This is a genomic window from Flavitalea antarctica (genome assembly GCF_054461535.1).
In genome coordinates this window covers 476,268-494,656 of record NZ_JBTLQG010000002.1, presented here as the reverse complement: position 1 = coordinate 494,656, position 18,389 = coordinate 476,268, and the positions used below count along the sequence as shown (strand labels likewise).

Annotated in this window: 17 protein-coding genes; 8 read left to right on the top strand and 9 right to left on the bottom strand. The window is 44.7% G+C overall.

Annotated elements, in window-relative coordinates:
• Together ACX0G7_RS04470 and ACX0G7_RS04465 are read right to left on the bottom strand one after the other, a co-directional pair.
• Positions 1–554, bottom strand: a 554-nt coding sequence (locus ACX0G7_RS04470; RefSeq protein WP_458922227.1) for a carboxypeptidase-like regulatory domain-containing protein, incomplete at its 3' end; no start/stop codon positions are given.
• A 168-nt stretch (positions 555–722) separates the two neighbouring features.
• The gene (locus tag ACX0G7_RS04465) at positions 723–3,122 is read right to left on the bottom strand and encodes an efflux RND transporter permease subunit (protein ID WP_458922226.1); all 2,400 of its coding nucleotides are present in this window, start codon (positions 3,120–3,122) and stop codon (positions 723–725) included.
• 109 nt (positions 3,123–3,231) lie between these two features.
• Between ACX0G7_RS04465 and porZ the strand changes: the two genes are divergently transcribed.
• Together porZ and recO are read left to right on the top strand one after the other, a co-directional pair.
• Positions 3,232–5,523 (top strand): type IX secretion system anionic LPS delivery protein PorZ, encoded by a 2,292-nt coding sequence (porZ, locus tag ACX0G7_RS04460; RefSeq protein ID WP_458922225.1) that lies wholly within the window; start codon positions 3,232–3,234, stop codon positions 5,521–5,523.
• 18 nt (positions 5,524–5,541) lie between these two features.
• Positions 5,542–6,279, top strand: coding sequence for a DNA repair protein RecO (gene recO / locus ACX0G7_RS04455; protein WP_458922224.1), 738 nt, complete (start codon positions 5,542–5,544; stop codon positions 6,277–6,279).
• A gap of 9 nt (positions 6,280–6,288) precedes the next feature.
• Here the strand turns inward: recO and ACX0G7_RS04450 are convergent, their stop codons facing one another.
• Complete coding sequence (locus tag ACX0G7_RS04450; protein ID WP_458922223.1) at positions 6,289–7,476, bottom strand: amidohydrolase family protein; 1,188 nt, start codon at positions 7,474–7,476, stop codon at positions 6,289–6,291.
• A 70-nt stretch (positions 7,477–7,546) separates the two neighbouring features.
• Between ACX0G7_RS04450 and prfA the strand changes: the two genes are divergently transcribed.
• A complete protein-coding gene (gene prfA, locus ACX0G7_RS04445) occupies positions 7,547–8,608 on the top strand; it encodes a peptide chain release factor 1 (RefSeq protein WP_458922222.1) in 1,062 nt (353 codons plus the stop codon).
• A 50-nt stretch (positions 8,609–8,658) separates the two neighbouring features.
• Positions 8,659–9,168, top strand: a complete 510-nt coding sequence (locus ACX0G7_RS04440) for a hypothetical protein (protein WP_458922221.1) — start codon at positions 8,659–8,661, stop codon at positions 9,166–9,168.
• A gap of 390 nt (positions 9,169–9,558) precedes the next feature.
• Here ACX0G7_RS04440 and ACX0G7_RS04435 read toward each other — a convergent pair whose 3' ends face one another.
• The 6 genes from ACX0G7_RS04435 to ACX0G7_RS04410 form a co-directional block, all read right to left on the bottom strand.
• Positions 9,559–9,954 carry a VanZ family protein gene (locus ACX0G7_RS04435; protein ID WP_458922220.1) on the bottom strand — a complete coding sequence of 132 codons (396 nt, stop codon included), beginning with the start codon at positions 9,952–9,954 and terminating at the stop codon, positions 9,559–9,561.
• 119 nt (positions 9,955–10,073) lie between these two features.
• Positions 10,074–11,009 carry an anti-sigma factor gene (locus ACX0G7_RS04430; protein WP_458922219.1) on the bottom strand — a complete coding sequence of 312 codons (936 nt, stop codon included), beginning with the start codon at positions 11,007–11,009 and terminating at the stop codon, positions 10,074–10,076.
• A complete protein-coding gene (locus ACX0G7_RS04425; RefSeq protein ID WP_458922218.1) occupies positions 11,006–11,509 on the bottom strand; it encodes an RNA polymerase sigma factor in 504 nt (167 codons plus the stop codon). The genes ACX0G7_RS04430 and ACX0G7_RS04425 overlap by 4 nt, the downstream gene beginning before the upstream one ends.
• A 102-nt stretch (positions 11,510–11,611) precedes the next feature.
• The gene (gcvH, locus tag ACX0G7_RS04420) at positions 11,612–11,992 is read right to left on the bottom strand and encodes a glycine cleavage system protein GcvH (RefSeq protein WP_458922217.1); all 381 of its coding nucleotides are present in this window, start codon (positions 11,990–11,992) and stop codon (positions 11,612–11,614) included.
• 52 nt (positions 11,993–12,044) lie between these two features.
• Positions 12,045–12,788: a peptidylprolyl isomerase gene (locus tag ACX0G7_RS04415; RefSeq protein WP_458922216.1), complete on the bottom strand. Its 744-nt coding sequence runs from the start codon at positions 12,786–12,788 to the stop codon at positions 12,045–12,047.
• A gap of 7 nt (positions 12,789–12,795) precedes the next feature.
• Positions 12,796–13,140 carry a hypothetical protein gene (locus tag ACX0G7_RS04410; RefSeq protein ID WP_458922215.1) on the bottom strand — a complete coding sequence of 115 codons (345 nt, stop codon included), beginning with the start codon at positions 13,138–13,140 and terminating at the stop codon, positions 12,796–12,798.
• Between the two features lie 79 nt (positions 13,141–13,219).
• Between ACX0G7_RS04410 and serS the strand changes: the two genes are divergently transcribed.
• The 4 genes from serS to ACX0G7_RS04390 all read left to right on the top strand — a co-directional run bounded on the left by serS (position 13,220) and on the right by ACX0G7_RS04390 (position 18,168).
• Positions 13,220–14,512 carry a serine--tRNA ligase gene (serS, locus tag ACX0G7_RS04405; protein WP_458922214.1) on the top strand — a complete coding sequence of 431 codons (1,293 nt, stop codon included), beginning with the start codon at positions 13,220–13,222 and terminating at the stop codon, positions 14,510–14,512.
• 196 nt (positions 14,513–14,708) lie between these two features.
• Positions 14,709–15,326, top strand: coding sequence for an outer membrane beta-barrel protein (locus ACX0G7_RS04400; protein ID WP_458922213.1), 618 nt, complete (start codon positions 14,709–14,711; stop codon positions 15,324–15,326).
• On the top strand, positions 15,323–16,951 hold the full coding sequence (locus tag ACX0G7_RS04395) for a DUF1800 domain-containing protein (RefSeq protein ID WP_458922212.1): 1,629 nt from the start codon (positions 15,323–15,325) through the stop codon (positions 16,949–16,951). The genes ACX0G7_RS04400 and ACX0G7_RS04395 overlap by 4 nt, the downstream gene beginning before the upstream one ends.
• A 17-nt stretch (positions 16,952–16,968) precedes the next feature.
• A complete protein-coding gene (locus ACX0G7_RS04390; RefSeq protein WP_458922211.1) occupies positions 16,969–18,168 on the top strand; it encodes a DUF1501 domain-containing protein in 1,200 nt (399 codons plus the stop codon).
• The last annotated feature ends 221 nt before the right edge of the window (positions 18,169–18,389 follow it).

Sequence of the window (18,389 nt, the reverse complement as noted above, 5' to 3'; positions counted from 1 at the left end):
ATGTAAATACCATCAAGGATGATCAGCGGCTCGTTCGAAGCGTTAATGGAACCTGTTCCCCTGACCCGGATATAACCGTTCTGCCCCGGTCGGCCGCTCTGCCCGGTAACCTGTACACCGGGTGCCTTACCCTGGATGAGCTGGGTGAAGGATCCAATGGGTTTTTGCGCAATTTCTTCGCCACTCACCTTCGAAACAGCACCGGTAACCTCAGACTTTTTTAGGGTCTGGTAGCCCACAACGACAACCTCTGAAAGGTCGCCGGCGGGTTTCATGCTTACATCGATCCTGGTTTGGTTACCGATATTGATTTCGGTTTCCGTTTGACCGACTGAAGAAATTACCAGTGTTTTTGCATTTGGCTGAACAGCGAGACTATAGTTACCGTCACTATCGGTAACTGTTCCGGTTTGGGTGCCCTTTACAAGTACAGAGGCGTTTGGAACAGGCTTGCCGCTTTCGTCTGTAACCTTTCCGGTTATCTGGCGGGTTTGTGCCAATAAATGTAGTGAAAACAGGAGTATGCCCGTTAGGAGCAGAATGGATTTTCTCATATGATTTTTTGACGTTAGAAAGAAGGACAATCGTGTGCTGAATAGTGTTCAGCATCCGCATTGAGACAGAAAAGTGAAAATAAAAGCTGCTTCAGGCAGCAGAATCGATAAAAAGTGCAGAGGGCCGGTATTCAATGAATCGGGCCAGGGCTTTCAGGCAGACATGGGTTACTCACCTGCAGTGGTAACCGAAGTTATCCGCCTGGACCGATCCTTGACCTTCCCCAACCCCAGGAGCAGGACCGGCAGAAAAACGAGGTTGGTCAGGGTAGCCAGCACCAGGGTAAGAGACGTCAGCCATCCCAGCGCCTGGGTGCCTCCAAAACCACTGAAGCAGAAAATGACAAAACCGGCAATCAATACCAGGGATGTATAAATTATACTTATACCAGTTTTATGGATGGTTTCAATAACTATTTCGCTGGCGGGAAGGTTACTTCGCTGGAGTTCCTGTTTATAGTTCACCAGGAACCGGATGGTAATATCTATCGAGATCCCGAGGGCAACTGAGAACACAAGTACGGTAGAAGGCTTCAGTGCTACACCCACCCAGCCCATTATACCTGCGGTTATTATCAAAGGGATAATATTCGGGATCAGTGAACAGATCAGAATTTTGAAAGATCTGAATAAATACAGCATACAAAGCGCGATCAGTAGAAATGCCCAGATTACACTTTCTTTAAGGCCATTTATAATATATGCGCTCCCCTCCAGGAAAGTTACGCTGGTACCGGTAAATAATACCTTATACCTGGCAGTGTCGAATAACTGGCTGCTTCGCCGGGAAATGGTGTCGAGAAGTTCAGGCAGTCGTTTGCTCCCCACATCGGCCATATTAACACTGATCCGTGCCTGTTGCCTGGTACTATCCATGAAGCTGTTGACTATCCTCGAAAAGTTGTTTTGCTTTGCCGGGCTATCCTCATTCCTCGTGCCAAGATATTGAGCCAGAAAACTGATGTCGAATGAATTCGGAAGTCCGTAATTCGAACTATCGCCATCATAATAAGCCTGCCTGGCGAATTTCATACCCTCAACAATTGATATCGGCCGGGCCATCTCCGGCTGCGCGGCGATAAATTGTGAAAGAGAGTCAATTTTCGCAAAAGTTTCCAGTGGCTTGCTTCGCAGCCCGTTTTTTCTTTTGGTATCAATCAGGATCTCCAGTGGCATAACCCCCCTGAAGTTTTTTTCGAAGAACTTAAGATCTGTATAAATCTTATCGGTCTTTGGCAGATCATCAACAATAAAACCTTCGGAACGCAAACGAAATATTCCTGCAATTGAAACAAGCATAACGGCAACTGTCACGCCGTAAACCAGGCCCTTATGATGGAGGCACCAGAGTTCAAGACGGTCAAGCACCAGCGTCAGCCATTTATTCTGGAGGTATTTTGTATGCCTTCTCTTTGGAACGGGCAGGTAGCTGAGGGCTACCGGTATAATAATGATGGAAATAAAGAACAGCGCCATGATATTGAATCCGGCAACCACGCCAAACTCTTTCAGGATCTGGCTTTTTGTTAGCGCAAAAACCGCAAACCCGATAGCAGCTGCTATGTTGCAAAACAATGTGACAACGCCCATACGGGTTATCATTTCTACAAGGGCCGTCTTTTTTTCACCCTTGTCAAGATATGATGTGTGATATTTATTTAAAAAGTAAATACAATTCGGGATACCGATTACCACAACCAGTGGTGGAATCAGCGCCGTCAGCAATGTGATCTTATATCCCAGGAATTCAATTGTGCCAAGACTCCAGATCACACCAATGATAACGACACCCAGGGAAAGGAGAGTGGCACTGAAACTTCTGAAAAATATCAGCAGGATCACGGCAGAAAGTAAGATGGATCCAAGGAGGAACCACTTCATTTCATCAGCCACCTTTGTAGCCATATTCGTCCTGATATGTGGCAGGCCGCTATAGTGCATTTCGACGTTATATTTTTTTTCGAACTCATCACCAGCTTTAACAATTGCAGCAACTACTTCATTTCTTTTTTTGGAGTTCATAACCTCCTTCCTGATGCTCAGACCCATGAGGTACGTTTTAGCTTCAGGATTATAAAGTAATCCGCGATAAAAGGGCAGGCTCAGAAACAGAGCGGTGTTACTATCAAGTTCGGTTTGAGTAAGATCTCCTCTGCGAAATATAACAGATGGTAATAGCTTTTCTGCGGCAGAGTCTTTTACAAGATTTGTTGCGGTCGGTATGCTCAGTACATTTTCAACTGCAGGGATGTTTTTCATCGTTTCACCGAGCGCACTATATCCGTTGAAAAAAGGAGCTTTGAAAAACTGGTCCGTCTGAACACCAACTACCAGAAGGTTTCCATCCTCCCCAAACTTCTGGCGAAAAGACTGATAAGCCTGGTATTTTGGATTATCAATGGGTATGGCTCTTGCAAATTCATAGCTTAATTGGACATGAGATGCATGGTAAGCCATGAAAACGGTTGCCAACATCAGAGCGATCAATAGTATTAACCTGTTCCGTAATATGAACCTCGCAAGATTTCCCCACATGAGCAATTGTTTATCTTTCTTAGATAGCGACAAAGAAACTTATTTTGACCCGATTAAGGAAGTTTAATTTAATATACAACACTATTTGGAGTGGGTATCGTTAATTGTAGTTTTTGAACATTTTACGGCTAACTTTGAATTTATGCGCCCGGCTCCGCTGTTGTTCCTGCTGCTTATTTGCCAGATGTTGTCCCTGGCTCAGACCGTACCACCTATCGGGCAATGGCGCGAACACCTTCCTTATCATCAAAGTAGGGCTCTGGAGGTGATCAATAGTAAAATATGGTCGGCAACACCATATAGTGTCTTTTCGGTTGATCCTTCTGACAATAGTATCGAAAGATTGAGCAAAATCAATGGGCTAACGGAAACGGGCATACGCACTATCGGAAGGGATGCAGATGCCACGAAACTGATCATCGCATACAGCAGTGGAAACATTGATATCGTTTCTGCGGGCGGCGTAGATAATGTTCCTGATATTTTTTCAAGCCAGCTTATTGCTGACAAAATAATTAACCAGGTATATTCTTCTTCCGGTGAAACCTGGCTCGCTGGCAACGAGGCAATTTATTCACTGAATACGATCAAAGGTGAAATCAATAATACCTATGTAATTGGATCAGGCGGAAAAAAAATAAAGATTCATTCGCTCGCTGTTTTCCAGGGCAGGTTGTACGCAGCTACAGAAGAGGGTTTGAAGTGGGCTCTTTTATCCGGACCTAACCTGTCTGATTTCCGTAACTGGACAACTGATACTTCAAACGGTCTGCCCCGCGGTGCGGTTAACCAGGTTGTTGCACTGAATGATAAACTCATCATCATTACTCATGATTCCATCTATGCTTCAGTACCTAATGGCTGGAGTTTTTTTTATACCGATAGCTGGATCATAAACAGCATCCAGGTTTCCGCCAACAAAGTTTTTGTCAATGAAACACTGAACAATAATGGCAGGGTGTTGGTACTGAATGCGGCTGGCTTGTTGGAAAAAACAATTGTCAATGAATTTATTTCGGCACCTGCAGAATCTCTTGAATTAAATAGCGTATACTGGATAGCCGACACCTTAAAAGGATTGTCTGTGTTATCGGGCACGATACCCCAAAGCATAGTACCGGAATCGCCGGCCGATCTAACAGTCGGGGACATGCGAATTACCGGTCAGGGGATGGTAAGTGTCGGTGGCGATGTTACAGCGGCCTGGGAGCCGTTGAACAAACCAGGATTGATCAGCACGTTCACAGAAAACACCTGGAAAAATTACGAGGCATCCAACTTATCTGCACTGAATGCATTGCCCGACATAATCAGTGTTGCGATAGATCCGTCAGATAATTCAACATGGGCAGGTTCATATGGTGGCGGTTTGATGCATCTGGCAAATGACGGAATTGCCACGATATATAAAACAAACTCTTTCATCAGGGAGTCGTCGTTTGCACCAGGGAAATACCTGGTTGCGGGTCTGCAATTTGACGAAGAGAAAAATCTCTGGATCTCGAATTATGGTGCTGATCAAAACCTGGTTGTGAGAAAACCTGACGGGTCTTCCCGTTCGTTCCGGGTTCCTTTTCCTATCGTTGAAAATGGTATTGCTGACATTATCATTGATGATATTAATCAGAAATGGATAGTTGCCCCGGAAGGGAACGGACTGATCTGTTTTAACCATGGTCGCAACATCGACAATACGGGTGACGATCAGTGGAAATGGTTCCGTAACGGCCAGGGCAATGGCAATCTTCCTTCCTCAAACGTACTAAGCATAGCGCGCGATAAGGATGGTTTCATCTGGGTTGGCACTTCGAAAGGTATTGCCATTATCAGGTGCATACAGGATGTATTTACCCCGGCAGGGTGTGAGGCATTTCTTCCGGTTGTACAGCAGGATAATTTCGCAGGATATCTTTTCAGTGATGAAGAAGTTCAGGCTATCGCCGTTGACGGTGCCAATCGAAAGTGGATCGGTACAAAAAACGGCCTTTGGTTGATAAGTGCTGACGGGGAAAAAATCCTGTACCGTTTTTCTGCGGCAAATAGTCCCCTGCCTGCAGACGATGTAAAGCAAATTTCCATAGACCCGGTAACCGGTGAGGTGTTTATCGCTACTTCAATGGGCATATCGTCATTCCGTGGTACAGCTACAGAACCGCGGGAGGAATCAACAAATATCCTGATTTTTCCAAACCCGGTACCCCCTTCATATACCGGTACCATTGCGATACGGGGCCTGGCTGAAGATGCGATTGTGAAAATTACAGAGATGAATGGTAACCTTGTATATCAGACCAGGGCGCTTGGGGGGCAGGCGATATGGAATGGAAAAGACTATAAGGGACGGCTGATCTCGACCGGAGTTTATCTGGTGCTTGTGACCGATGAGTCAACAAGAAAACAAGTATCTGCGAGGATCGTTTATATAAAAAAATAATAGTCCGGAGAAAAACAAATGCTTCATAAAACAAAGGCAATAGTATTAAGAACAGTTAAATATGGTGAAACAAGTCTTATTGCCACCATGTATACCGAGTTATTCGGAATACAATCGTTTATGATCAACGGCGTTAGAAGTGCTGCCAGGTCAGCAACAAGTAAAGCCAATCTTCTTCAGCCTGCTGCGATCCTGGAACTTGTAATGTATCAGAATGAAAAGAAGAACCTGCAACGCATAAAAGAGTTTCAATGGTCATTCCTGTACAAAGATCTCTTCTATAATGTTATTAAAAATTCGATCGCTTTGTTTATGGTTGAGCTTCTTCAAAAAACGTTGAAAGAACCGGAGGTAAATCCTGAACTATTTTATTTTATTGAAGATGCGTTTCTTCACCTTGATGAAAGCCACGATACCGTGATGGCTAATTATCCTTTGTTTTTTGCACTACACCTTACCAGTTTTTATGGATTCCGCTTCAGCGACACCTGGTCGCCTTCGCGCACCATACTGGATTTACAGGAGGGTGAATTTGTAAGCGATGTGCCTCAACATCCCTACTTCCTCCAGGCAGAAGCGAGCTTCATCACTTCCCAGCTGCTCAAAGTGCAGGTGCCCGTGGAGCTCAACCAGATTAAATTAAATAAGGAGAGCCGGCGTGCGCTTCTGCAGGCTTACCAGATCTTTTATGCACTGCATGTCGCAGATTTTGGTACAATGAAAACCTTGCCTGTGTTACAGGAGGTGATAGGCTAATTTCGAGACCTACAGTATCCTTGCAGAAGTTGCATCTTCACGGATGGCCGAATCAGTCATGCCCTGAACAAGCACTATTCCAGGTTGCTTGCCTGCCTCGAAACTGCCGGCTACATCATCAATATCAAGAGCAGTGGCCCCGTTGATCGTAGCCCATCGCAAAAGATCCTTTACATTAACCGACGGATAATTCCGATGAATGGTTTTTATTTCTTCCAGTATGTCAAGCCTCGTATTGGAAGCAAGGCTATCTGTTCCAAGTATGATCTTATCAGTATGCTCAGTTATACTTTTGATATCAGGCAACTTCTGGTTGATATAAAGATTTGCGTTGGGACATAAGCATAACCATGTTGACACACCCGTGGCCCTGACGTCATTGATGAATTTAAGATCCTCCGCATCGGTTTCGGTATTGTGCACCAGTATAACGGTCTGATTTCTCAGGAACCAGGGAAGGTAATGCCGGACACTCGACTTGCCAGGCGCACGGTGAAAGCTGGTATCAATACCGATTGCCCTGAAAAGCCTGTGAAAATCGCCGGTGCCTTCCAGGAAAAATTCATTTTCCGCACGATGCTCCTGGTTATGAATACTTATCAATTGATTTCCGGGGAACCTGACTATCTCTTCAAACAAAGCTTTTGAAACAGAATACGGTGAATGTGGTACAATCGAATTGCTGGCAACCGGTACTGGGTAAAGTTGTGCAAACTCGTTAAACACCTCTACAGCTTTATTGAGGCGCTCCTTCGCATCAGCTTCTATAAAACCCATGGTTTCAATGAAATTATGATAGTACAGGAGCCTGTCCTTTTTTACATCCAATGTAACCGAAGTGTTACAAATATCCCCTACCGCCACGATTCCGGATCTGATCATGTGTGACTCGGCCTTAAACATCGCCGATTTTATCTCCTGTTCTTCCGGGCGCCTGGTTTGGATTACGGCCAGCAAAAAATCGATCATTCCGGTATGCTGAGGTATCATGCCTTTCATCCATGAAAGCTCCAGGTGGCAATGGGCATTGACGAAGCCAGGGCAGATAGTACCTTCAAATACTTCAGCGTCACCTGCATCTCCGCCCGCAACAATTTCAAGCACCTCACCCTTTTCGTCGGTGACCAGAACTTCGCCCCCCGTCAAATATTCATAGCCGGTAAATAAGGCCGTGCCCTTGAATTTTCTGTACTTCATCCTTGTATTTCATTTAATTTTGCATCCGCAATCAGCCAAATGTATGTTCACCTAAATGTAATTGAAAACAATGTTAGATAGATTGGAAGCCATAAAAGCAAGGTTCGACAATATTGGTGTTGCCCTCTCAAATCCAGAGGTTGTTAGTGACAACAAAAGATTCAGCGCGATGAGTAAGGAATATCGCAGTCTTGAAAAAATTGTCAAAGCCCACGACGACTATAAAAAGATACTGGATGATGTTGCTTTTTACAAAGAGGCAATATCCGGTGATGATGAAGAGATGCGCGAACTCGCGAAAGCAGAAGCGCCCGTGCTTGAACAGAAAAAAGAGGAGATGGAAAAATATATTCGTCAGCTCCTGATACCTAAGGATCCGCAGGATGAGAAAAATGCCATCCTTGAAATCCGCGCGGGTACAGGCGGGGATGAAGCGAGTTTGTTTGCCGGTGACCTGCTGAGGATGTACCTCAAATATTGCGAACGAAAGGGTTGGCGCACGACTTTACTCAGTGAAAACGAAGGGACCGCAGGTGGCTACAAAGAGGTTAATATCGAGGTAACCGGTGAAGATGTATATGGTACACTTAAGTTTGAAAGCGGGGTCCATCGCGTACAGCGGGTACCCGATACTGAGGCATCTGGCCGTGTGCATACATCTGCGGCTACTGTTGCCGTTATGCCTGAAGCAGAAGAAGTTGATGTTGAATTAAAAGACAGTGATGTAAAAATGGAAACGTCCCGGAGCGGTGGCGCAGGAGGTCAGAATGTGAACAAGGTTGAGACAAAAGTGATGTTGACCCACATAAAGACCGGATTGGTAATCATTTGTCAGACCGAAAGAACCCAGCTCGGTAACCGTGAAAAGGCCATGCAGATGATGAGGACCAAGCTTTATGAAGAACAGGTGAGAAAACAGGAGGATGAGATAGCGCGCCATCGTAAAAGCCTTGTCAGCAGCGGCGACCGCAGTGCAAAAATCCGGACTTATAATTATCCCCAGGGAAGGGTAACCGATCACCGGATCGGACTTACTGTATATAACCTGGAGGACGTACTGAATGGAAACGTCCAGGAGTTCATTGATGCCCTGCAGTTTGCCGAAAACTCTGAGAAACTGACCAAGGATTAACTACAGGCATATGCTTTGTATATTCTTACCTTTCAATTAAATTATATATTATGTTAGACAACCTGATGAACCTGGTCAAACAATATGCAGGGGAAGAAGTCAATAATAATCCTGCGATACCTGCCGAAAGAAAAGGCGAAGTGGTAGAAGAAACCGGAAGATCTATAACCGGCAGTCTTCAAAACCTCGCCAGCGGTGGTGGCCTGAATGATCTTCTGGGAATGTTTCAACAAGGTGGTACTACGCCCCCCGGCTCAGTCACTCAGCCCCTCGCCGGAGATATGATTTCAAATCTTACAAAAAAATTCGGTCTTGACAGCCAGACGGCGGGTGGGCTTGCGGGTGGGATCATACCAAAAGTGCTTGGCAGCCTTGTAAAAAAGACCAATGATCCGGGCGACAGCAGTTTTGATCTGCAATCTATTTTGAGTTCTCTTACCGGGGGCAAAACAGGTGGAATGGACATTTCAGGAATGCTCGGTCAGCTGAAAGGCGGATTGGATAAAGATAAAGATGGTGATGTGGATATGGGAGACGTGATGAAAATGTTTAAGAAATAGTAGATATAATCTGGCTAATCTGACTATCAGATAAAGTCCGAAAATTTAAAATTTATCCGCCATTGAATTGCCGGATTTTTTTCTTAAATTCAGTTGGTGCAATGTTAAGTATTTGAGAAATAAATGACAATTCTCAGGATAATATCTAAGGAAATCGTTGCTTTGCTATATCAATTAACACAAAAACATCTGTCTGATATTAAGATTTAATTCGCAATAAGATTTAAGCGCTGGCACCAGATTTGCCTAATTTATATCAGAAATAAAATTTAATAAAAGCAGTCAATTTTCTCATAAGCAGTTAGTTTTGGTTACGGCCCCTGTTTCCACAGGGGCCTTCTTATTTTAGCACTAACCGGATTTTTTTACGGCACCGGTCGCAAATAAAATTTACTTTTTCCGGACAATGATCAGGTATCCAAAGGCAGCTATGGCTCCGGCCAGATCCGCGGAAATATCAGCTCTGTCGAAGCCGCGATGGGCAACAAGGTAGAGCTGCACATATTCCATTACAATCCCGAGGATAACACCGCCAAGTGTAATGCTGCAAATGGTTCTGAACCAACTTTTATCATCCGGGGTACGAAGGTGAGCCCAGGTTCCCCAGAGCAACACAATACCGCCAAATAGTACAACATGAATAAGTTTGTCGAAATTTTTGATCGAGCTGAAAATGCCTGCTTTAGGCAGATCAGATCCGGGTATACACAGAAGAAAGATCGTTATTATGGTCCAGAGGAGAGGGACAATGGGTCCTGCACAAAGTTTACGGATCAGCCTTAACATATTGAGGAAAATTAACAAAAAACGGGGACATTCTTACTCAGAGCATTGACCCTTAAAAAGAAATCGGCAATCCGCAAGCGCTGAATAATTATGGTAAAGTGATAGAGCTGAAATTTTACTTAAGTAGTCCCTAAAACATACATCGCTCCTTGTGGCGCCGGAACTCCTCCAGACTTCTCGAGGGTCACCGCGAATGCCTGGGCACTGGGAATATTGGCCATCTTTTGCATCACATCGGCACCGTCCATATCGAACACACCGGCGCTGACGGGCTTCCCGTCGATTATTGCCCAAAGCTGGTATTGTTTGTCTGATGTTGGTTTCGGAAGTGCGTTTACAAGGAGATAAACTTCAGAGCTCTTTTTATTCCAGTAAATAGTCGCCATACTGGATGGATCCGGGCTTCCATTTTCCGGCACCAGGTTTCCTGCCATCTTAATAATGGTCATGTTAGGATCCTTCAGCAGGCTCATGGTTTTATGGAACTCATTGAGACTGGTTTGAAGTGCCTGATTATTATTGGCGAGTTGGGTCTGACTGGCCAGGAGGCTCGAATAGCGCTCACTGTAATCCTTGTACTGTCGGAACAGGTAGAAGTTTAGTATAGTGCTAGCGACCAGTAATAATACCGAAGCCGCGGCAAGAAATTTTACCCAGCCAGCGCCCGTTACCACTTTGGCTTCCCTCACCGGGGAATCGATAGAAGCTGCCCCTGGTCTCGCAATTTGCGCTGTCTGATCTAATCCATCTGCTGAATTCCCTGGTATAAGCCTCGAATCAATCTTCCCATTCTGATTCAAGTTATTAGCCTGTCCGGAAACTTCCGCGTGTGGCAGTGAAAGTTGAGAGAATAACCTTTGTTTTACACTCGCAGGTGGGTGAATTGCGCCGACCCTGGCTTGGCTTTCGAGAGAAAGCTCAAAAGCATCCCTTGCGGCCCGCACTTCGTCATGCTTTGCGCACATGCTTTCGAACTCAGCCCTTTCAGCTTCATCCGCGAGGCCCAAAACATAGCTTTCAACTATGCCACTTGATATGTATTCATTTAGGTTCACTTCAAATATTCTCTTAATTGTGTCAGGGCGCTTCTGATCCTGGTTTTTACAGTTCCCAGGGGAATTGATTCTATTTGCGAAATTTCTTCATGGGTATATCCTCTGAAATAAGCCAGCTCTATCAACACACGATGTTCAGTCTTCAACTTTTCCAGCACTTTGCGCACACCAATATTGTCGACATTCAACTGCTGGGATTTACCTCCCATATCGAATTCGGCCTGGTCAGATATTGACTGATTTTTCTGGCTATTCTGGTAGCTTTTTGATCGCAGGACGTCTATGGCAGCATTCCTTGTAATATTCAACATCCAGGTAAACAGGCGGCCCTTAACGGAGTCATAGCTTTCGATTTTGCGCCAGATATTTACAAAAACTTCCTGCAGCACATCGTTAGACAAATCAACATCATTCAAAATCTGCATCACGATATTATATAACGCACCTGAGTAGTTGTCATACAAATATTCAAATGCCTTATTATCCCTTTGTTTTAACAAGGATACCAGCTGATGTTCAGTATATGTTATTGTCGTCCCCAATGAAGGCGTAATATAACAATATGTGGTTTAAGAATATACGAAATGTGACAAATGATAGATTTAGGCACTGACCAGATTCTTATAAGCGGCAGCATCCATCAAAGCATCAAAGTCCGCGGGATCGTTAACGGTCACTTTGACCATCCAGCCTTCTCCATAAGGATCTGAGTTAACCAACTCCGGAGCATTAGCTAAAACAGGATTCATCTCATCGATCGTACCTGCAACGGGGAGAAACAGGTCAGAAACTGTCTTTACAGCTTCAACGGTGCCGAATACAGCTTCTGCAGGAAGTGATTTGCCTACGGTCTCTATTTCGATGTAAACAATATCTCCAAGTTCAGATTGAGCAAAATCTGTTACACCAATTGTAGCAGTCTTACCTTCCAGGCGAACCCATTCGTGATCTTTTGTATAGCGCAAATTTTCCGGGAAATTCATGTTTTGATATTTTATGGACAAATATAACGGTTAACACGAGATTAGAAATTGGCTATTTCCTGCGGATAAGTTTCATCTTTTGTATGCGGATATCCTGCAAGGGACGGTCCCCGCGTTCTTTCCCCGACGTTTTTACTGCAGCTATAGAATCGATGATCGCAACACCACTTATTACTTCACCAAAAACCGTATAGTTCTGATCCAGATGTGGTGCGCCACCAAGAGATTTATAAACCTCGCGATGCGCCACCGGTAGTTTCCTTCCCTTTAGTCTATATGTTTCAGTAGAGTCCAGGCTAAAATCAGTGAAAACCCTTCCCTGCACAAGATAGAACTGGCTATAACTTGATGCCCTGGCGGGATTTGCGCCATCACCTTCCCGCGCAGCCGCCAACACACCCTTTTTATGAAACAATTCAGGCCTCATCTCTGCGGGAATCCGGTAGGTGCTTTTGAAAGTGCTGTCTTTTGTTTGTTTTGTCCGTGGATCTCCGGCCTGGATCATGAAGCCCTGGATCACCCGGTGGAAAGTTACCCCGTTATAAAATCCTGACTTAACGAGCCTGATAAAGTTATCCCGGTGAAGCGGCGTTGAATCAGACAATCTGAGTATCATTGTTCCCTTGTCTGTTCGCATCTCTATATCCTTACTCAGATCGCTTTTTCTGATAGATTTTGCATATCGCGGGCTGCAACCCGCCAACAAGGCGCCGGTGAGAACAAGAATAAAAAATGACCTGCTTAAATGAAGTGCTGATATTGAAAGGGAACTCGCGCCGGGTTGATGAAGCTGCATGAAAAGATTAAAATTCGTGTGTCTCAAAATACAGCAATATATGATCCTTAAGATATAATTCCTGTTGAAACGCATCCATCACCGGTAATTCTTTCAATTGCCTGAAATGCGGCCAGCCGTCATCATCATAACCATCAATTTCATAATAACCGCTTTGTGATAACAGTGAACAAACAGCGATATGCATGAGATCCTGTTTTTGCTCCTTGGTAAAATGAGGCCTTATATCACCGAATTCCTGGATACCGATCAGGAACAGAACCGTTTCTACATCTGGTTTTTTACCAAACCGCTCCACCAGCTTTGCTTCTAATGTCCACCATCTTGTCTGAAGATCATACTGTGCATCCATACTGCAAAGATAGTCGGGTAGATCGTCAATTGGTTGTCGTTCTGACACTCATCAGTTACCTTTGCCAAAATTTATCAATATGTTACAGGTGGCATTTATCCGTCAGCATGCAGATCTCGTAAGGGAGAGGCTTGCTGTCAGAAATTTTGCAGAGATTAATCTTATAGATGAGATATTAGCGCTCGATGAACAAAGGAAAAAGCTTCAGTCAGATTCAGATGCCAACCTTGCGAGAATAAATACATCTTCAAAGGAAATCGGACAACTCCTTGCCAAAGGTTTGAAAGCCGAAGCAGAAGCCAAAAAGGCCGAGGTTGGCCAAATCCGGAATGCCCTTGTACCAATGCAGGCTCAACTAACGGCTGTGGAAAAACAACTGCATGATATATTGGTTAAAATTCCGAATCTCCCATCTGCTCAGGTGCCGGCTGGAAAAACACCTGCCGACAATGTTATTGTGAGCGAATGGGGCAACAAGCCCCAACTGGCGGCCGGTGCGGTGCCTCACTGGGATCTGATTAAAAAATATGATCTTATTGATTTTGAAACCGGTGCAAAAATTACGGGCAGCGGCTTTCCACTATTCAAGGGAAAAGGTGCAAAACTTCAACGTGCGCTTATCCAGTTTTTTCTTGAATATAACACGAATGCAGGTTATATTGAATATCAGCCACCTTTGATGGTGAATGAGGCGACGGCCTATGGTACCGGGCAGTTACCTGACAAGGAGGGGCAAATGTATCATATCACTGAAGATGGCTTCTACCTGATACCCACAGCCGAAGTTCCTTTGACAAATATTTATCGTGATGAAATTCTGAAAGAGTCTTCTTTACCTGTGAAGATGACAGGATACACACCCTGTTTCCGCAGAGAGGCAGGTAGCTTCGGTAAAGATGTACGTGGTCTGAACCGGGTGCACCAGTTCGATAAGGTAGAGGTCGTACAAATAGTACAACCCGAGATCAGCTATGAGGTTCTGGAAACGATGGTTCAGCATGTCGCAGCGCTGCTTCAGCAACTAGAACTTCCTTACCGTATTCTGAAATTATGCGGCGGAGATATGGGCTTCACATCTGCCCTGACTTATGATTTCGAGGTTTATAGTGCTGCCCAGGACAGATGGCTGGAAGTAAGCTCTGTTTCAAACTTTGAAACTTACCAGACAAACCGGATGAAAATTCGTTACAAGGATGCTAACGGCAAGACGCAACTGCTGCACAGTTTAAATGGAAGTTCCCTCGCATTGCCGCGTATCATCGCCTGTTTACTTGAAAATAATCAACACGCCGACGGCATCAGGCTTCCCGCCGTTCTTCATTCTTATTTCGGTGCTGAACAATTAGTTCCAGCTACATCATCCGGGAACTGATAAATTTCTCGTGTTCTTTTCCGGAAATTCAGAACCATGACTATTAATCCTTCAGACAATTAAGTTTTAAAAACGCTGCAGGAATAAATTGTTTGTGTCTGGCTTAACATAAAGTATTGCAAAAGATATTACAAGGATAGATCCTGCTTAGGGTTTATCCTTTTTTATTTTCACTTTAGCCGGCTAAAACTGTTATATGATAAAACATCTACTCATTACCGTTATTATGATCACAACGCTGTCTGCTTCCGCCCAGGTTAATAAGGGAAGTATACTTCTCGGAGGTAACTTAGGTTTTGCAACAGAGAACAACGAAGATTACAAGTCCAAAACCACTAGCACCGGCGTTAGTATTTCAGTCGGAAAAGCAATCAGGCAAAACCTGGTCGCAGGATCTGATATTTCTCATGGCTATTATCGGACAAAGACGAATGACACTTCTAAAACAATCCAGCAGTATTATGGTGCAGGGTTCTTTTTAAGAAAATATGCAGCTTTGGGGAAAGGTTTCTATCTTTTTGGACAGGCACGGGCGGGAGCCTCATATACAACCATAAAGCAGGAATTAAGCTACCTCCGTGAAAGCAAAGGCTACGTCATAGGTATTTATGCGTATCCGGGCTTTTCATACGAACTCAACAGGAAGCTTCATCTCGAGGCATCACTTCCAGGCTTCCTATCTGTCTATTATCAAAAATCCAAAAATGAAGATCCGGACGGCAGCAAATCGGTTAATTCTGTCTTTGCGTTTTCAAGCGCCATATCAAATGCAGCTGCACTCAGCATTGGACTTCGGATACTTATTGCCCGATGAAATACCTTCAGGCAGGGCAGGGCGAATTAGATCAGCAGGATTTTGAGCCCGGATTAAACTTCCGCCAGTCTGATCCGTCCATATGCAAAAGGATAATGTCAATGAGCAATCTCCGTAAAAATCTGCATTTGATGTGGAGAGCGGGTTTCGGGCCGGCTTTGGATGACCTGGAAACGCTGTCTGCACGATCGCCGGGAGATATATGGAGAGAAATGCTTCGGGATTCATCAACGCAACCGCCTTTTATAGATGTGGCAGATGCCAGCGTGCGGTCTGCTTATGAAGCCGCTTCACTTAAAATAAATCAGCCTGCAGGTATGGTGGCCAGGGAGGCCAATGAAATGGCCACCGGGACCGTTGGTCAAAGTGAGACAGGCAACAAAGTGCTGCGTGCAGAATCTGAGCGGCGAATGCTGGCCCAAAGATCCCGTGAGAACATTAAAACGCTTAATATAACCTGGCTGGACCAGATGGTAACAAGCAAACAACAACTCAGGGAAAAGCTTTCTTTATTCTGGCATGGTCATTTCGCAACAAATAGCGGGAACATACTTTATCAACAAAAGCTGTTGGACATAATCCGGGTCAATTCGCTTGGAAATTTTGGTACCCTGTTAAAAGAAGTGAGCAGGTCCGCATCCATGATAAATTATCTCAACAATAATCAAAACAGGAAGAATCGTCCCAACGAAAACTTTGCAAGGGAGGTAATGGAACTGTTTACCCTGGGGCGTGGTAATTACTCTGAGAATGATATCAGGGAAGCTGCCCGGGCATTCACAGGCTGGGGCGCCAAACCTTCCGGTGAATTCATATTCAGATCGCAGCAGCACGATTCAGACAACAAAACCTTCCTCGGCCGCACAGGAAATTTTGACGGAGATAACATCCTGGACATATTGCTTGAGCAAAAGCAGACTGCATACCATATCACAAAAAAGATCTACAAGTATTTCGTTAACGATCGGCCCGATGAAAAAAAGATCAGGTTGCTTGCCGACAAATTCTACTCGTCCAGGTATGACATTTCGAAACTGCTGGATAACATATTTGCAAGCGACTGGTTTTATGAACCCGATAACATTGGCAACCGCATCAAATCCCCTGTAGAATTACTTGTAGGTGTCAGGAGGACGCTCGGCCTGGAGATCAGGAATCCACCTGTTCAGTTGTTGTTACAAAAACTACTCGGGCAAACTCTGTTGTATCCACCAAATGTTGCAGGATGGCCCGGTGGCTACAACTGGATAGACAGCTCATCATTGATGTTAAGACTCCAGATTCCGAAGTTGATCGTTGATGCCGGCACTGTGAACCTTGTTCCGAAAGATAATGATGACCAGATGATGGGAATGAAGGAAACACCGGGCGAAACAAACAGGAAGAACAGGAACCCCGGCAGACAGGTTATACAGGCAACGATAAACTGGAACGGGTACCTGGGAATTTTTGACAAAACAAAGCGTGACAACCTTGTAAAACATATCGCCGCTTTGATGTTGGTACCGCCGTTAAACAACAATGAACTATTGAGCGGGTCGCTCGCTGATTCGACCAGCCGCGAAAGCTTTATAAAATCAACATCAATTCAACTGATGTGTATACCCGAGTACCAGTTATGTTAATAATGCAATAAGAAGTTATGCTGATAAAAAGACGAACATTTCTCCAAACCGGTTCACTTGCCACGGCTTCGCTGATGGTGCCACAATTCCTGAAGGCATTTGAAAAGAAGGCCCTTGTGCCGCCCGGGAACAAAGTGATGGTTGTGCTTCAGCTTAGCGGCGGCAATGATGGACTCAATACTGTTATACCGGTATCAAACGACATTTATTATAAGTTAAGGCCGTCATTAAGTATAAACAAGGATCTCGCTTTTAGACTTACTGAAGATGCAGGGCTCCATCCTGCCTTGAAATCATTTAAATCATTATACGACGAAGGAGCATTGGGAATCCTGAACAATGTTGGCTACCCGAATCCCGACCGTTCGCATTTCCGGAGCATGGACATCTGGCAAAGCGCAAGCGACAGCAATAAGTACGTTAATGACGGCTGGATTGGCAGATACCTGGACGCCCAATGTGCAGGCTGTGATGTTCCGACCCATGCGATTGAAGTGGATGATACGCTTAGCCTTGCTTTGAAAGGCAAGATGTCAAAAGCCCTTGCCGTAAAGGATCCACGGCGTTTGCTAAACCCTGCGAATGAACAATTTTTCAGGCAGATCAGCAAAGCTCATCAGCCTGGCAAAGGTGAACAACCCGTAGATTATCTATATAAAACGATGGCGGACACTTTGTCGAGCGCCGGTTATATTCTCAGGCAGAGCCGGCTACATCCAACAAGTGCAGACTATCCCAAAACTGAAATGGGCAACAGCCTGAAAAATATTGCATCATTGATATTTTCAGATATCAATACAAAAGTTTATTACCTGTCACTAGGAAGTTTTGACACCCATGTCGGCCAGCAAAACCAGCAAAACAGGTTGTTCGGCGAGATGAATGATTCAATCGGGGCTTTTGTTAAGGATCTGAAAGCCAATAACCGGTTCCAGGACGTGATGATTGTTTCATTTTCAGAGTTCGGTCGGAGGGTAACGCAGAATGCAAGCAACGGAACCGATCACGGCACTGCCAATAATATGTTTTTTATCAGTGGGGGACTTAAGAAGCCCGGACTTATCAATCCGATGCCTGATCTTTCTGATCTTCAGGATGGTGACCTCAGACATTCCGTTGATTTCCGCAATGTTTATGCAACGCTCCTTAAAAAATGGCTCGGCGCGGATGATGAGTCCATACTAGGAAGGCAATTTCAACAATTTGATTTTATCTGACTGCGAAATCACGCCAGTGCATCCAAACAAATCCAGGTCAACAGAAGCATAAACCACCTTCAAACCGGGCGAAATCCCGGTATTTCTGCTTCCGGATCCCGATACAAATTCTTTCAAAACCCCAAAATTTCCCCCCGTTATTTAATGGTTTTCTCATGCCCGGGGATCGGAAGGCCCGTTTAATTTGTTATCTTTATGAGGTAACGATAATGACAGTTGCC

Coding starts and splice junctions, on each gene's coding strand:
- porZ (WP_458922225.1), top strand. CDS start 3,232: ATGCGCCCGGCTCCGCTGTTGTTCCTGCTGCTTATTTGCCAGATGTTG.
- recO (WP_458922224.1), top strand. CDS start 5,542: ATGCTTCATAAAACAAAGGCAATAGTATTAAGAACAGTTAAATATGGT.
- ACX0G7_RS04450 (WP_458922223.1), bottom strand. CDS start 7,476: ATGAAGTACAGAAAATTCAAGGGCACGGCCTTATTTACCGGCTATGAA.
- prfA (WP_458922222.1), top strand. CDS start 7,547: ATGTTAGATAGATTGGAAGCCATAAAAGCAAGGTTCGACAATATTGGT.
- ACX0G7_RS04440 (WP_458922221.1), top strand. CDS start 8,659: ATGTTAGACAACCTGATGAACCTGGTCAAACAATATGCAGGGGAAGAA.
- ACX0G7_RS04435 (WP_458922220.1), bottom strand. CDS start 9,954: ATGTTAAGGCTGATCCGTAAACTTTGTGCAGGACCCATTGTCCCTCTC.
- gcvH (WP_458922217.1), bottom strand. CDS start 11,992: ATGAATTTCCCGGAAAATTTGCGCTATACAAAAGATCACGAATGGGTT.
- ACX0G7_RS04415 (WP_458922216.1), bottom strand. CDS start 12,788: ATGCAGCTTCATCAACCCGGCGCGAGTTCCCTTTCAATATCAGCACTT.
- ACX0G7_RS04410 (WP_458922215.1), bottom strand. CDS start 13,140: ATGGATGCACAGTATGATCTTCAGACAAGATGGTGGACATTAGAAGCA.
- serS (WP_458922214.1), top strand. CDS start 13,220: ATGTTACAGGTGGCATTTATCCGTCAGCATGCAGATCTCGTAAGGGAG.
- ACX0G7_RS04400 (WP_458922213.1), top strand. CDS start 14,709: ATGATAAAACATCTACTCATTACCGTTATTATGATCACAACGCTGTCT.
- ACX0G7_RS04395 (WP_458922212.1), top strand. CDS start 15,323: ATGAAATACCTTCAGGCAGGGCAGGGCGAATTAGATCAGCAGGATTTT.
- ACX0G7_RS04390 (WP_458922211.1), top strand. CDS start 16,969: ATGCTGATAAAAAGACGAACATTTCTCCAAACCGGTTCACTTGCCACG.